At 46.4% G+C, this 16,079-nt stretch carries 11 protein-coding genes; 4 read left to right on the forward strand and 7 right to left on the reverse strand.

Annotation, left to right across the window (positions count from 1 at the left end; genetic code table 11):
- Positions 1-1,121: 1,121 nt before the first annotated feature.
- The 4 genes from AC4PME_RS15380 to AC4PME_RS15395 all read left to right on the forward strand — a co-directional run bounded on the left by AC4PME_RS15380 (position 1,122) and on the right by AC4PME_RS15395 (position 4,780).
- Complete coding sequence (locus tag AC4PME_RS15380) at positions 1,122-2,063, forward strand: DUF6492 family protein (protein WP_491044616.1); 942 nt, start codon at positions 1,122-1,124, stop codon at positions 2,061-2,063.
- A gap of 95 nt (positions 2,064-2,158) precedes the next feature.
- Positions 2,159-2,941 (forward strand): glycosyltransferase family 25 protein, encoded by a 783-nt coding sequence (locus AC4PME_RS15385; RefSeq protein ID WP_491044615.1) that lies wholly within the window; start codon positions 2,159-2,161, stop codon positions 2,939-2,941.
- A 2-nt stretch (positions 2,942-2,943) separates the two neighbouring features.
- Positions 2,944-3,723: a glycosyltransferase family 2 protein gene (locus AC4PME_RS15390; protein ID WP_491044614.1), complete on the forward strand. Its 780-nt coding sequence runs from the start codon at positions 2,944-2,946 to the stop codon at positions 3,721-3,723.
- A 325-nt stretch (positions 3,724-4,048) separates the two neighbouring features.
- Positions 4,049-4,780: a FadR/GntR family transcriptional regulator gene (locus tag AC4PME_RS15395; protein WP_491044613.1), complete on the forward strand. Its 732-nt coding sequence runs from the start codon at positions 4,049-4,051 to the stop codon at positions 4,778-4,780.
- Positions 4,781-4,872: 92 nt separating this feature from the next.
- Here AC4PME_RS15395 and AC4PME_RS15400 read toward each other — a convergent pair whose 3' ends face one another.
- From AC4PME_RS15400 to AC4PME_RS15430, 7 genes are all read right to left on the reverse strand, one after another.
- Positions 4,873-7,836, reverse strand: coding sequence for a TonB-dependent receptor (locus tag AC4PME_RS15400; protein ID WP_491044612.1), 2,964 nt, complete (start codon positions 7,834-7,836; stop codon positions 4,873-4,875).
- A gap of 412 nt (positions 7,837-8,248) precedes the next feature.
- Positions 8,249-8,875, reverse strand: coding sequence for a bifunctional 4-hydroxy-2-oxoglutarate aldolase/2-dehydro-3-deoxy-phosphogluconate aldolase (gene eda, locus AC4PME_RS15405; RefSeq protein WP_491044611.1), 627 nt, complete (start codon positions 8,873-8,875; stop codon positions 8,249-8,251).
- Positions 8,876-8,910: 35 nt separating this feature from the next.
- Complete coding sequence (locus AC4PME_RS15410) at positions 8,911-9,837, reverse strand: sugar kinase (protein WP_491044610.1); 927 nt, start codon at positions 9,835-9,837, stop codon at positions 8,911-8,913.
- Between the two features lie 10 nt (positions 9,838-9,847).
- Positions 9,848-11,146 (reverse strand): MFS transporter, encoded by a 1,299-nt coding sequence (locus AC4PME_RS15415; protein ID WP_491044609.1) that lies wholly within the window; start codon positions 11,144-11,146, stop codon positions 9,848-9,850.
- A gap of 2 nt (positions 11,147-11,148) precedes the next feature.
- On the reverse strand, positions 11,149-11,493 hold the full coding sequence (locus AC4PME_RS15420; RefSeq protein WP_491044608.1) for a cupin domain-containing protein: 345 nt from the start codon (positions 11,491-11,493) through the stop codon (positions 11,149-11,151).
- 5 nt (positions 11,494-11,498) lie between these two features.
- On the reverse strand, positions 11,499-13,700 hold the full coding sequence (locus AC4PME_RS15425) for a heparinase II/III domain-containing protein (RefSeq protein ID WP_491044607.1): 2,202 nt from the start codon (positions 13,698-13,700) through the stop codon (positions 11,499-11,501).
- A gap of 21 nt (positions 13,701-13,721) precedes the next feature.
- Positions 13,722-15,959 (reverse strand): chondroitinase-B domain-containing protein, encoded by a 2,238-nt coding sequence (locus AC4PME_RS15430; RefSeq protein WP_491529650.1) that lies wholly within the window; start codon positions 15,957-15,959, stop codon positions 13,722-13,724.
- Positions 15,960-16,079 lie beyond the last annotated feature (120 nt).

Below are 16,079 nucleotides of genomic sequence, written 5' to 3' on the forward strand. Positions count from 1 at the left end.
AAGAAGATTGCCGAAAATAACCCAATTTTTTTTATAGAATGAAAGTGTTCCGTACTTTCCATAAATAAAGCAGTAATCAACCAGTTCTTGTTCTAACATTTTTGCTTTATCTCATCGAGCCCCTTTTCAGTTTGTAAAACAAACTGCACGGAAGCCCCCTCTCTTTTAAAACTCGTACGACAGCGCAAATACTGGGGAAGGTAATATAGATGTTGCACATTAAAAAGAACCCTAAAAGACACTTTACGACTCCACCAAGAATGCAAGCGCTTTAAGCTGATGACAGTGCAACGTTTATGGCACCGTCCAGTTTTACGGTTATTGCTCTCCGGAACATTTTCAAAAATGTCCATACCTATGCAGGCTCAATAGTAATAATCACTACTGATAAGTGGCAACTGGAGATCCGTTTAGCCGCCCCGTTTTATAGATCCAGCACTAACCGTCCGTTTCTGACCCGCGAACAACAAGGGGATGATCAGTTTCATCTCCGGTAGAAAGGTTATGGTGCCCTGAGCGAGTCTTGCTTATTGAAAAAAAGAACACATTACTATCAGAGTGTTATTCTTTGCGTATAAAAAATCAGTAAAACATCAAGGGATAAAGGTTTCGCAAAGAATTGTTATTTCAAAAAGATATGTTATACAACTAACGACGTTGACAAGTAAAAAGTTAAAACACCCCCTCAAAGCAAGTGGGCGCGATTATAGCTAATAAGACGGTAGAAATAACCTGAAAGGCATTCTTTTTCGAATGCGCACAGATTTATGGTGGCGAAATTTACCACCGGAGTTTGACCTGTGTATTACAATTTTTAATCGGTTTAACTTATGTCCGAAAAAGGCTGCGACAATGGAAAGCTGCAGGACTTCATTGAAAATGACGGATAGTCGCCACTTGGTATCACAAATAGGTCTGGAACTTTCGTAGTACAGTTGCACCGTCATTTACCATGACGTGGTCACCGATGTATTGCGATTAATAATAAACAAAGACAAATATTGCCAAGTCTGTGTTCAGTTAAACTATTACATATTTTTAATGCGTTACCACTGTCGCTGGGTTGCTTAACACCACATAAGCGACCAGCAACAGTTAGGTAACAGCAGAGAGAGTTTTTTATGACAATTAGTGCTGTACTACCTTTAAAAGCTTGTGGTAGTTACGATGTAAACGATTTAAAAAGAGCGCATATTCTGTTTACTTCTCTTAGCACCTTTATGGAACCGGGGCTTATCAGCGAATTATTTGTCGTGGTGCCTCAGCAAGAAGTTGAGTTGGTAAAACGAGAATATTCCCACTGGCAAAAGCTGAATATCATCGTGCTATCAGAAGATGAATTACTGCCTGAGTTTAAACACTACCCCAAAATGCGCGGTTGGAGGAAGCAGCAACTGGTTAAAATAGCCATTGCTGAAAAGGTGGCTAATGAGTTTTACCTCACACTTGATGCTGATGTCATATGCTTAAAACACATTACTGAGCAACAGCTTATTGTGGATGGCAAGGCATTGTTGCAGTATGAACAGCGAGCACAACATCCGAAATGGTGGCGCTCTTCAGCCAGATTATTACAGATGAACAGCGATATCGGCCCCAAAGGGGTGGGCATGACCGTCACGCCGGCACTGATGTCCAGAACGGTCAGTAAGCAACTAATACAACATTTGACACCCAAAAGCGCTACACAAAACTGGGTAGACATGCTGTGTTCGCTGCATAACCCATCAGACCCGCGTAACTGGTGGATTGGCCGATACCTTAAACTAAAATGGACAGAATATTCGCTGTATTACCTGTGTGCACTTAAACTGGATATTTTGGATAAGTTTCATGTAATTGCCGGTACTGATACCGTACCTCAATTATTGCTAATCCACGACTCGCACCCATATGAAAACTGGAATGTGGCGGCTAGCTTTGCCCCTGATAACCCAGGTTTGTTTTGTGTGGTTGGCAGTAAAACCCGTTTACCACCGAAACAGGTATTTGAGCGCTTATCACCATTTATTCAGCAACAGCCAGACCCGTTGATAGCAATGTTGTTTGAACACGCTATGTAGATAACCAGCTAAACGCTTAGAAGGTATCCGTAGCTAGTAAAACGTTTCTCGTCAGGTAAAATGTCGCGACAAACGAAAATAAAGTGAAAAATATAATGACACAACAGTTTAGTTTCCCTGTTTGGCTCATTAATTTGGATTCAAATCCGGAGCGTTTCAAATCCGCGACTGAACAGTTGAGTAAAATTGGACTACTGGCGGAACGCTTCAGTGCCATTTATGGCAAGAATTTGCAGCCAGACGACATTACCGCTTGCTACGATGCCAAGCTGAATCAGCAAAAATTTCGTCGCCCTTTATCGGCAGGTGAAATTGGCTGTTATCTCAGTCACAGAGCCCTTTGGCAGCGTATGATAGACGAACACATCCCAGTGGCTCTAATCCTTGAAGACGACATTGATATAGAGCCTGAGTTTGTTACCGTACTGAAGAAAATTAACCGGTTAGAAAACTGGGATATGATTAAATTGGCAGATGACCGCGATGGTAAAGGCGAGCAAAAGTTAGCGCTGGGTGATGGCTATGAGCTGGTCAATTTTGCCAAAGTGCCGAATTGCACTACCGGCTATGCGCTAACGCTGCGAGGAGCGGAAAAGCTGCTCAGCCGGCAACGATTTTTCCGGCCTGTAGATGTTGATTTACAGTTTCATCCTGAGCTGGAATTATCGATTTATTCGATTTTGCCTTACCGCCTGTGGTCTGCCAGCCGTTTTGAAAGCGAAATTGACAAAATGAGCGGAGGTACACGCAAAGGTGGTACCTCGTTCTGGCGTAATCTTGTTTACCGTCTGCGACTGTATGCGGTGCGTAAAAAAAATCTGTCGGGCGATCTTTCGTCTGTGCAATATCATAACCAGCCATCAAGCGAAGAGGTCTAAGCATGCGTAGCCGTAGAATCTCATGCTTTGTTATTTGCTGTAACGAAGACGACAGAATAGAAGCGTGCTTGCAGTCTTTAGCTGGCTGGGTTGACCAACTGATAGTGGTCGACTCTGGCAGTAAAGATAGAACTGTCGAAATTGCCCACCAATATGCCGACAGCGTATTTCAGACAGATTGGCCGGGCTTTGGCCCTCAACGCAATCGCGCACTTGCATGGTGCGAACATGATTGGGTAATGAGCATTGATGCCGATGAAGTTCTTACTACAGAGTTAAAAGCAGAAATTGACCGGGTGTTATCAGAACCTGAGCTGGATGCCAATTTTATTAAAATGCCTTGGCATACCTACTTCTTTGGCAAGTTACTTAAGCGCGGACGCTATTCTACGCCCCAAGGGAAATTATTCTTAAAGACCGGTGCCAGTTTTAAAGATCGCCAAGTACATGAAACCTTGTTGCTACCGTATGAAAAAGTAAGAGTTCTGAGATCGCCGATCATTCATAATAGCTGGCGCAGTTATCAGCATTGTCAGGAAAAGCATATTAAATACGCTTGTCTTGGTGCCAAAGATAAGTTTGCCCGTGGTAAAAAAGCCAGCTTAGCTTATGCAATACTACGTTTTTTTACCGATTTCCTGCAGCAATATGTATTGCGGCTAGGTTTCCTGGACGGTTGGCGTGGTTTGCTGATGGCAATTGTGCTGGGACAGTATGCTTTCCACAAGTACGCCGCACTTGCCACTATGGTAGCAAATGCCAAAGCCAATAAAGCCGGTTAATGCATAAAATTTTACTCCTTTAGTTAATACCTCGACATATTAGATGTGGATAATTGAGTTTTTCACAGCCACGCGTTAATTATTTTCGCTGCACTGAAGCAATTAGATGCAATGGCAACTGGAGATCCGTTCGGAGGAAAACTGGTTTGAGGTAAACGTCACATTTCGTTGATTGCGGCACCATGGCTTACCAATTTCAAAAATAATGCTTACCAATAATGTAAAGTTTTGCTGAAATATAGTATAAAGATAAGTACGGCGCTGCGTCCGGAACAATAGAATTTCGCCGCAGTTTAGATAGACGTTCTGTTATCAGGAGCAGATCATGAAAAAGCGCAGACGTTTCTGGGGTGTTGTTGAAAAGCTTGAGGCATTAATCGATAAAGGTGTTTACCCGGTCGGTAGTCGCCTGCCTGCAGAACGAGAGTTAGCCGAAGCTTATGATGTTAGCCGTCCTACAGTACGGGAAGCAATTATCGCTCTGGAAGTCAGAGAAAGAGTGGAAGTAAAAACTGGCTCAGGAGTATATGTTACCAGTGGTGCAGACCATAGTACGCCTCAGAAGCCTATCAGTGCTTTTGAACTGACTCAGGCAAGAGCCCTTGTAGAAGCTGAAGCCGCAGCACTGGCTGCTGCAACAATCCGGCCTCAGGAACTGGAAACGTTGCAAAGCACTCTGGAAGACATGAAGTCACCTGAAACCGCCGACGAAGCCGATCGTCGTTTTCATGAAATTATATCGCAAGCAACGAGAAATAATGCACTGGTTATGTCGATTAATAATTTGTGGAAGCTCAGACGCACTGAAGCTCAAATCGTGGCAGCTTATCAGGATGTTTGCTCCCAAAGCGTCGAACAACGCCTGGTAGAGCACACCGCCATTTATGATGCCATTGCTAAAAGAGATTCTGGCGCAGCCCGTAAAGCCATGCATAATCACTTCAACCGTCTAATCAATGCACTTTTTGAGGCGAGTGAAGCGAAGGCTCTCGAAGAGATTAAACGCAGAACTGATGAAACACGCGGGTTGTATTCAATCTCTCACCTTACTCAGTAATTGTTTTGCCACCGGTTGCGCCGGTGCAGGATTAAAAGCTCTGTCCATAAAAAAAGCTCCGTAGAGGAGCTTTTTTCGTCTTATCTGACAAATTAATATCTGTAACTTGTACCAAATGTAATGCGTCTATCTGTCAAACCCTGATAGCAGAGAAGCGCACCTTCATTCACGCAGGACTGCGTAACATCCGATTCGGTCAGGTTTACAGCTTCCACGCCCACGTTCCATTGTTCGTTGATGTCATAGCTAATACTCGCGTTAAGCTGTCCTCTGTCTTCCTGAACAACCGGGAACCCCCAGGGGAAGCTGGACGTACTGCCAAAGTCTGTGGAACGGTAAGCTTCACGCCATGTGTATCGGGCACGAACTGATAAACCATATTTCTCGTAATAAGCCGTTACGTTGTAAGCATTTTCAGACAAATCAACGAGAGGCTGGTTCGCTGTTACTTCAAGGTCTTCAATTCCGGTTGTTAACCGGAATACCGCGTTTGCTCTGCTTGTCGCTGTGTCAACTGAATCTCCGCCGGAGAATTGCTGATACGTATAGTTCGCCGCAACACCAAAGCCAGAAGCCCAACCCAGCTCTTTTTCGAAACCGGACAGGTCATACTGCACCGCCAGCTCGATACCTTTCTGCGTTGTTTCACCCGAATCATTAATCGTTGTTGAAGTCGGCACACACAAACCTACACCAGGTTCCGGACCAAACACGTTAATGTCAGCAATCGGGTTAAATATACCGCCTTGCTCACAGTCCGGACCGGTCACATCGCGGTAACCTGTAGTCGGATCTTCATACGGGTCAACTTGCTGAATCACGTGCAAATCTTTTCTCGTCTTATGGAAATAGCCCACACTGGCTACCGCAGCCGGCGCAAAGTACCATTCAGCGCTGATATCGAAAGACAGTACTTCTTCCGGCGTCAGCCCCGGATTACCTATCGACACCGCAGTGTTCGGGCTGGTGCTGTAAGTGACTGACGTAGACAAATCGTCGTAGTCCGGACGTCTTATGTCCTTGCCCGCCCCAAAGCGCAAAATTACGTCTTCTGCCACATTGGCGACAACATTGAGCCGGGGCAGAATAAAATCGTAATCCCCGCTGGTTTCCACCTGAGAAATAATTTCGTTTCCGGCATCATCCTGAGTAATTGAATTACCCAGTGAATTAACTTCTGTTTCAAGATACCGCACACCAAAATTACCGCGGAATATACCGTACTCGAAGTTCATCTGCGCATAAAGAGCATGGGTGATTTCTTCTATATCGAAGAAAGCATTAACCTGAGAAGTCGGTGCGCTGATCGGCGCTCTGTCTGAGCCGGTGATTGCATTGTTAGCAACAATCGCCGCGTTCAGGGTATCAAGTACACCATCAGGGTCAGATGCAACCAGTTCAGGATCAATAAGCAGGAAATTTTCGATGTAAAGCGCCCGGCCGTCAGCAGCATTAAAATTGTCCGGCCCAGCCACCAGAATATCCGCAAAAAGGTCGCCGGACGGACTTTCGTCCATACTGCGCAACCCGACGTTATTTCGCACTTCATCAGACATACTGGTTGCCTTACTGTAGCGGTAACCAAAATCAATGGTATTAATAAAGTCAATGTTGTCGAGGTAGTACTTAAAATCTACCCGGAAGGCATCTTCTGAGTTTTCAGTTCTGTCCTGTCCGAGATTAACGTCCCGCAGTACCACATTGGCAGGATCAAGAAGCTGTTCAGCCGTAGGCGCATTAGCTTCACCGGATGCAATACCAAATGCCAGACCATTGGTCAGGTCATACTCAAACGGTGTACCGTTCTCATTTGAGTCATTTGTAGCTGCGTTCGGGTTTATGAAGTTAAGCGTAGTATTGAAACTGGGCGTATCTGATTCTGAATTTGAAGAAGATGCTTCAACTGATACGAATAACGTCTCTCCCTGCCACTCACCGCCAATCCGGAATATCTGACTTTTGGTAATGCGTGAATTCGTGTCACTGGAAAAGCGCAGGTTTGGATCCGCACCGCCATCTTCTACCGGTATTACACCTGTCAGTGCAGCTTGAATACTGCCCAGATCCTGACCATCAAGGGAACCAAAGTTAACTGTCTCAAAGGTATCGGGTATTGCTGTGTCTTTTAAATCGCTCAGACCGGATGCCTGAACCCTGGAACTTTCCTGGCGACGCTCCTGGTCATTGATGACCGCATCAAAGAAAAGCTTTGTATGATCATTCGGAGCCCATTCTATGGTACCGGCAAGGTTAACTGTCTCGTACTCATAGTTATCATAATCCTGATTCAGAAACTGCACCGGCAGATAATCGAAAGACTGGGCACTGGCAACACCGCTGTCTGCGGCAACGGAATTATCGCGGTCTGCACGGGGACGAAAAGCAGTCACATCCTGCTCAGTGTAACTACCACTTAAAACGATACCAAAACGGCCTGCGTCAGTGTCCCAGTTATCACCCCATGCACCGGAGAATCTTGGCATAATTCCGTCAGTAGAAAGGCTGCTGTCTTCACCCTGCACCCGAACAGATGCCAGAGGCTTACTAAGTTGCAGCGGACGAATGGTTCGCAGGTTGATTGTACCGCCTACAGAACCTTCAATAGTTTTAGCTTCCGGTGATTTTGTTACCTCAACGGCAGAGATAATGGCTGCCGATACATCTTCAAAATTAATACCGCTACGCCCCGCACCTGAACCGACCGTAGATACACCGTTAATTTCAGTTCGGTTGGCGTTGGTACCCCGAATTTGAACCCCCGTACCCACACCTGCTTCACGGGTAATCTGGACCCCGGTGACGTTTTCCAATACCTCCGCCAGGTTTTGATCCGGCAACTTACCAATATCTACAGCCTGGATTACCTCAATTAAATTGTCTGAGGAGCGTTTTTCTGCAAGGGCGTTTGTCAGAGACTGACGAATACCGGAAACCTCGATAACTTCAAGATCTTCGGTGGCCTCCGGATCGTTTTGCTGCGCATGTGCAACAGACATAGCGTTGATGGCACTGGCAGACAAAATGGCCAGTGAGATCTTAGATAATTTGTGTCCCATAGCTGCTTCCTGTGTTTCCCGAATCAATATAACTGTTTTTAAATTTGCAATCTCAGAAGAGGTTACAAAGCTTTTACATGATATTTACAGGTAAACACCCAAAGGTCAACCTCTTTGGTAATAATAATCACCAATTTTGGTAAATATATAAACAACACAAATTGGTAAATACATAACCATCGTTTAAAGATGTTTATCTAAGAACAGAGATAAAAGAAGATATATACAACAAATTCAACCATTTAAACATTAATGCTGAACTGATTTTATCGTAATGGATAGCAGTAGGAGGACAATTATAAATCTTGGTTATAGTGCACATTCACGCCATGAAACCAGCCCTTCACAAATATTGGTTAACCAAATTCATGTTGAGCCGGTTCATTTAGTGTAAGGGGGAGGAGTCGATATTTCAGACAGACTGTGAAAGGGCTTGCGAACAGGCGTTCGTGACAGCCTCCCAATTACCGTTTTTAATCCATTCAGGTTTGGCGACCCAGGTGCCGCCCACAGCGAACACATTGGGCAGCTTCAGGTAGTCCTCTTTATTATCAGCATTAATGCCACCTGTAGGACAGAAAGACACGTCCCTGAATACAGATGAGACGGCAGACAAGAATGCAGCACCACCGGACAGTGAAGCCGGAAAGAGCTTTTGCTCGGGAAAGCCATATTCCAGTGCGAGTAGAATATCAGCCGTATTTGATACTCCGGGCAGCACAGGCACACCACTTCGCCCCACTGCACCGAGAAGGCCGGGGCTGGAAGCCGGCGTGACAATAAAGTCAGCGCCCGCTTTCAGGGCGTCATCTAAAATACGGGCGTTGATAACCGTGCCGGCACCCACGGTTAATTCAGGTACCTCCTGCTTTATCGCAGACAATGCGTCCAGGGAAGAATCTGTTCTTAACACGACTTCGACCAGTTGAAGACCAGCGTTAGCCATTGCCCTGGCTATATTCACGCCTTCATCGGGGGTGTTGGCCTGTATTATCGGCAGCAAAGACTGCCCCGACATTAATTCAGAAAATTGCTTCATGTTTCAGTTCTCAGATTAGGGTTACAAGTTCAGATTTACCCGCTTTCGAATAAGCGCATAAACCCTGATTCAGGAGCAATGGCACCGGGGAACTGAATAACGATTCCTGCAGCTTTTGCTGCTTGTGCTACAGCGTGACCAACATCGAAACCGGATAGCCGGGCGCCAAGATAAACCCCGTTAAAAGCGTCACCGGCGGATGTCGTGTCAACGACGTTACCTACCGGAGTGATGACATGCTCAGCGACAATTCCGTTGCTATACGTGAGTACTGATGAAGCGCCGTTTTTCACCACCACTTCTGTCGCCCCCAAGCTAGTGCAGTAAGCAACAGCGTCATGGGCATTATCAATGCTGTACAACATCTCCAAATCTTCGACGCCCGGCAATACGATATCAGCGAGTTTGAACGCCGTATTGAAATTATCTACAGCTTCTCTCTCCGCTCCCCAAAGCCTTGCCCTGTAGTTGGGATCAAAGACGATTTTGACGCCAAAACGCTTGAGTTTTTCCAACTTTTGCCAGAATAGCTTGCGTTGATAAGGTTCGATGACCGCAAGTGAGATGCCAGAGAAGAAAAAGTAATCGCAATCAATGAGTTGATTCAGCACATCGTCATCAAGGAAAGAAACAATCTTGCGGGCAGCAGATTGATTACGCCAGTAAGTAAACCGCCTCTCGCCGGCAGAATCTGTCTCAATGTAATACATACCGGGAGCAAGGCTTTCGTGCCGGAAAACATACTTTGAATTAATGCCTTCCTTTTCAAAGCCTGCAATCATTCTGCTACTGAGAGAATCCTTGCCCACAGCCGAGATCAGACCGGTTTCAATATCCCTGAAGCATCGCTTCAAATACACCGCTGAGTTATAAACGTCACCGGCAAATGACTGGTGCATGGTATTTTCATTGAGTGACTTCAACTCCACCATACATTCGCCAAGAAAGTAAATACTGTTCATTACCCCGGCCTCACTTCTTAATGGTCAAACGTTCGACACGGGGGATCAGTACCCATATTGCCAGCATCGCTATGATGGCAAGAGAAGCGCCGATGACAAATGCCGGCGTGTAGTTACCGTCGGCAGTCAGATAAGGCACCAGTGACGTGAGTCCGACGGCACCCAACTTAGCAGCCATACCTGAGAACCCTGAGAGCGAACCCACGGTTTTCTTACCGTAAAGATCACTGGGTAATGTTTGTACGTTGCCGATGGCAGTCTGAAAGCCAAACAGGATTACTGCCATTATCATCACCGCGGCGACAGGGTCACCCGGATCAGCCATGGCTATCAGGGCAGGCAGCATTATTAAGCATCCCAACGTAATCACCAGCTTGCGGGTTTTGTTGGTATCCCATCCCGCTTTCAACCTGTTTTGCGCTAACAGTCCGCCAAACCAGGCACCGAACATCGCGCCAACATAGGGAACCCAGCCATAAATACCGATGGCCTGTACATCCATGCCGTACACTTCATTCAGGTAAATAGGGATCCAGAAAACGAAGAGCCACCAGATAGGGTCAATCGCCGCTGAGGCAATAATGACACCCCAGCTCTCTTTACGTGCCAGAAGCTCGCCGGTTGAGGGCGCATATTCTTCCTCTTCTGCGTCGCTTGCTTGTGTGGTTGACCGCTGGCCAGTGAGGATATACTCCCTTTCCTGCTCCGTGATCCATGGGTGCTTACCAGGCGGCGCTTTCACCAGAATCATCCAGGGTATTAACCAGAGTAGTCCTGCTCCGCCAACAACAATAAATATCAGTTGCCAGTTAAAATAGACTGTCATGTAGGCAATCATCGGAATGGCGATGATGCCGCCTATTGCCGCGCCGGAGTTAAAAATACCTTGTGCCAGTGCACGTTCTTTAGTGGGAAACCATTCGGCGTTCCCTTTGGCCGCGCCCGGCCAGTTTCCCGCCTCGGCAATCCCTAAGATGGCCCGGAAAATACTGAAACTCAGCATACCCTGTGCAAAAGCATGAGCCACCGTTGCCAGTGACCACACACCGATAGACAGCACGAAACCGATACGTGTACCAATCCAGTCGAAAATTTTGCCAAAGATGGCCTGACCAAACGCATAAGCAAACACAAACACAATAGATATATTGGCGTATATCTGTTTACGTTCCAGCGCTGTTTTTTCGGGGAAAAGATCTTCTACAATATCGGGCCAAAGCACACTGAGCGCCTGACGGTCGATATAGTTAATGATGGTCGCCAGGGCAATCAGACTGACAACCCACCAGCGTAATCCGGACATTTTCATAGTCAGTCCTTAATAAAATCTTCACGGGCGGGACTGAACGTGTCAATAAGAATGCCTCCCGTCGGACAAACAGCACCATGCTCGGCATAAGGCGGGATCATGCAACTGTCTCCGGGCTTCATCACTTTCATTACGCCATCGATAGTGAAATGAAATTCGCCTTCCACCACGTAGGAAACCTGTGAATGCCGGTGCTTGTGTGTATACCCCTCTGCGCCTTTATCAAACCAGATTTTCACTGCCATCAGTTCAAGGTTATATCCCAGCATCTGACGTTTGAGGCCATTGCCCAAGTCTTCGATTTCTTTTTCATTGGCTGATAAAAAGTTTTCGCTTTGAGTTTTCATATTCTCTACTCCTGATGGTCAAGCAAAAACACCGCGAGTCCGCCACTCAAGGTAAAGTTTTGTTGCTTGTATTGAAAAGAAAGTGAGGAAGCCGGTTGTGCTTCATTGATTGCAATAAGGTAATCATGACCCGCAATGGCAAGATTGATCAGAGTGACATCTTTATCCTGCGTATAGGCGAGACCCGTTACACGGCTATTAGCGCCCAGCGTGTATTCCTTTGACGGGTTGTATTCACCATGAGGCTCAAGCACGGAAACGAATTTGTGATTCCGGCTCTTTTTAACGCGGCGGATAAATGCGTTTTCGTTCCTCAGATTAAAGTTCGGATCGTTTGCCCCGGTCTGAGTAAATAAAAACGTTTCATTTTTACCAGCAATGCTGGTTTGAGTATAAAAAACCCCGTTGTCGTTCAGCCAGGTGACCTTTGCCAAATCATCTGTAACTTTGCCACTGCCCTTCAGCCACAAATGTTCGTAGCCACTGGCCTCTCCCAACGCCGATAACTGAGCCGGGTTCACAACAACGGGGAAATTCGTTTCGATCAGTTGACCGCTGTAATGCAAAGGCAGGTCAAATTGGTGAGTTTCTTTACCCGCCACTTCAAATATATCCAGTGCGATAGTTTGCTCGAGTTCAGGCAAAGGAATAAGCGCGACTGTGCGGGAAAGAGAAACATCATCGTAAGCAGCAGAAATGGTAGCTTTAGATACGGTTCCGGCTTCACTGCTGTCAAATAGCAATAACTCCGGAGCATTTGCATTGGCTACATCAACGTCGCCGTTAAAATGACTCCTTTCGTCCACCACCACGGTATTGTGCGCTACAGTCTGCTTTGCGTATGTTTCGTTTTCCGGTAAATAGCGTCCGCCAAACTTGGCTTCAACATTCAGAAACCGTGCTGCGCCGTAGTCGGTCACGATCTCAGCACCGTGGTCGTAGAATTGCCAGGTCAGCTTGTCAAAATGGCCATGACCAAGACCTTGCGATGCCGGTTTAAACAGCAGTGCAGCACCATTTTCCTGAGGCTCCCGCATTATCACCAGGGCCCCTTCTTTCCCATCATGACCATCTCCGAACGCCACAGAGCTGAACGCATACGGCGTTACTTTTTGTGCATCCAGTGCGTTGGCTACGGCAAGTCCTGCCCCGGTAAGCAGGATCTGGCCTTGCTTTTCAGCAATATCTAAAAGCCCGGTATCACCCGTGATCTGATACGCTGCTGCCACCCCGTGAACCAGTTCAATAGTATCAATGCCTTTACTTTTTATAGCGTCATTTATCGGAAAGAATTTGCCGTTATAGCTCAGTTGAATCGTCGCGTTGATGGCTTTTAGCAAAACGTGGTCGCGGTAGGCAAAAATTTGTCTGTCAGGCTCATTATTTTCTATAGCGCTGGCAAACGTGACGAATGGCAGCAGGGCAAATCGCTGATAATAAGGACCTTCGTTGTAGTAACCATCCGGTGAGAACAGGATATCCAGTTGTTTCAGGAAGCCGCCTTCACCCGATTTATCCAGGTCATAAAGGGCTTTCTCAACCCACTCTGGCTGATTCATTACATAACCACTCATCCCGACACCTGCAGTTGCCCACGTGCCGTGGTTGTGCACTTTATTGAAAGTAGATGGCTGACCTTCTGAGATGAAAAGCGCTACCGGCTTCAGCAGGTTATCTTCAATTAACTTACGCTCATCCGCAGGTATGGCATCGTAAACAAGATCATATGCCTGAATGGTGTACACCAGCCACATTGCCTCATTTAAGCTTTGCCAGAAAAACTTACCGGGATTCTGGGAATTCACTTTACGCTCAGGGTGCACATCCAGTGTCGGGTACAACTCCGCGTAATCCAGCAGCATCTTGCGCACAAAATCTCCGTAGCGCTCATCCTGACTAATTTGATAAATCAAACCGGTCCGGTACATATCCTGATAATTTTTCTTGTGCTTTTCGTGGGTATAGCCACCGGCACCGTCTACAGGAACCGGTACATCGGTTTGTTGCGAAATCAGTGCATCCACATGTTGTTTTTCAGACTCATAAGCAGTGGCAAACCGTCCCGGTACGTTAACGGCCTTACGCATTGCCACAACATCCTCTTTGGTGATCACCAGATTCGGATGCTGTGCCATGGTTTTACCGCTAAAAATAATCAATGAGGCAAAAGTAAAAACGGCAATGGCTACTTTTATCACTTGTTTCATAATCTACTTACCTTCCCCTGACTACTGTGCCTGACGCGTATTGTTTTCAATCAACGCGAAAGGTCCGCCTTCAGCGTTCAGCTCTTTAACTTGCGGATTACCGGTGGCTTTAAACGCATTGCCGGTTATCTCTGTCTGCGGCTCACCGACGGTATGCTCAACAATTACAGGCTCAGAATGATCAAACTGGTTATCACTTATCGCAGTGACCTGAACACCATGCAGATATACAGATGCAGACGTTTTATTACGCTTTCCTTTACCCACGTTACTCAGCGTATTGCCTGACATGGACAAATGCGGTCCGAAGGTGCTTTCGTCAGTACCGCCCCGGTATAACGTTACAACTGCTCCGGCAACATTCCTGAACGTATTATTTGTTAATGAAACATATTCTGCGTTGTAGATCCCCAGGTCTTCGATTTCGGTATTCAGCACCAGAATATCACCGGTAATATTTTTAAAATTGCTGTCAGCAATTGTGATGTTGTCTGCGAATGCACCTTTGCCAGAGAGGAAAAAGTGGAAAGTGTGGTTAATGTCTAACTGACTTACTTTTACGTTTTCAGCGACAAAGCGGTAGTTGTGCAGCATGCCCCACTTTTTCGTGCGTACGACACTGTTGCCAGCCGCATCCGGACTTGCAGCACCGGTAAGGGAGAGATTAGCCAGTTTCAGGCTTCCGCCGTCATGTACTTCAAATAGTGTTGAACGCTCAAAGCTGATTTCCGTTTTGCCGTCTCCTGCACCTGTCAAAGTGATTACCTTATTGATTTTGACAATTCGGGGAACGACAAACTTTCCGGCCTCAATATGAATAACGTCACCGTCTTCCGCCCTGTCAATGGCACTGATAAGTGCATCAGCATCAGCCGCAACCGTCACCGTTTCACCAGAATCAAATGCGGTAGTCGCCGGCGTTTTCGGATACCAGGCTACTCCGGTATCCTCTTTCGCAATAACCTGAATATCGCGGTTTACACCTGCCTTCAGAGAATCATCAGCCGGATAGAGTAGGCCATTATCTGCTCTTTCCAGCGCAACCTCCTGTTTGCTGAATCCACTCCGGATATCAGCCAGCACATTCGTATTAGCAACATTTTCTGAAAAACGGATGCCGGAAACGTCATCAAAAACAGTAAAGGGTTGGGTTCCATTCTGATTCAGCACCAGGTTTTGTGTGAAAGCGGAATTGACCGGCGTTGCTGTTCTTTCTGCATCGCTGCCTGCCGCGAATTGAATATGATCCACATTGATAAAGGTATTACCGGCAATCAGCGCATTTTCAACCTGGTGATAGCGGTTCACAGGAGAGTCCGGCACGCCGTTCATCACGGTAAAGCCGCTACCAAAACGGTAACCCGTCAAGCCTTCGAGATAGTTGTTTTTAATTATCTGATGCTTGTTAATGACCCTGATGCCACCAGTATGATCCTGTCCGTTACCTGTAAACACATTGTCTTCAACTTTATTGCCGTTACCGTGACGTAATGTCAGCGTGCCTCTGGCTTCGTTAAATACGTTGTTAGTTATACTGTTTTTACCGGATTTCACCGATATGATTTCTACTTCACCATTTGTCTGGTCGAAGTAGTTATAAGACACATTAGTAAACGAGTCGGTCAGCGAGTAATGGCTGGTTCCGATGCGTAGTGTTTCACCACCGTTTGAACCGAATACAGGACGGAAGCCAAAATAGTTATGATCAATCTGATGATAATTTTCCTGACTGGCTTCACTGTTCAGCCGCACGGCGACTGTCACGCCTTTGTTGCGTTTTCCGGCCAGATGGCTGTGGTCGAACCGGTTATGCTTTCCGTATAGCGCAACCCAGTAATCCGATTCCTGTCTGTCAGGATTGTTGTAATTATCAATTACCACTTCCGATACTCTGGAGTGGCTGGCCAGTTTCTTGCCATCGCGGAACTCAATCACTGCGCTTCCCGGCGCGAAGCCGTTTTTAAATACCAGTCCGGACACATGCAAATATTCGCCGGCAAGTTTCAAATCAGATTGCCCGCTGAGAATCACTTTGCCTTTTTCTTCCGCTGTTAAAGATACCGGCGCATTTTTGGTCCCTTTAGCAGAGAATACGATTTCGAAGTCTGTCCACACACCATTTTTAAGAATAACGGTATCACCGGGCGCCAGTTCTTCAGCAACACGTTGATATTCTGCCGGAGTGGCAACGAGATATTCACCGGCAGTGATAGTGAAGGATGTAATGAAGCCAAAAAGTATCAGGCAAAGCTTCTTCATTTTGTTCTTGTCCCTTGTCTGTTTCACCCGTAAAGAGTTGCTGAAAACACCATGTAAATCATAGCTCATAGTGCTTCAGCGGGTTCGTAGGGTAGTACGAGGTTCCTGTTTCATTATTAT

It is taken from the genome of Alteromonas sp., assembly GCF_984505615.1.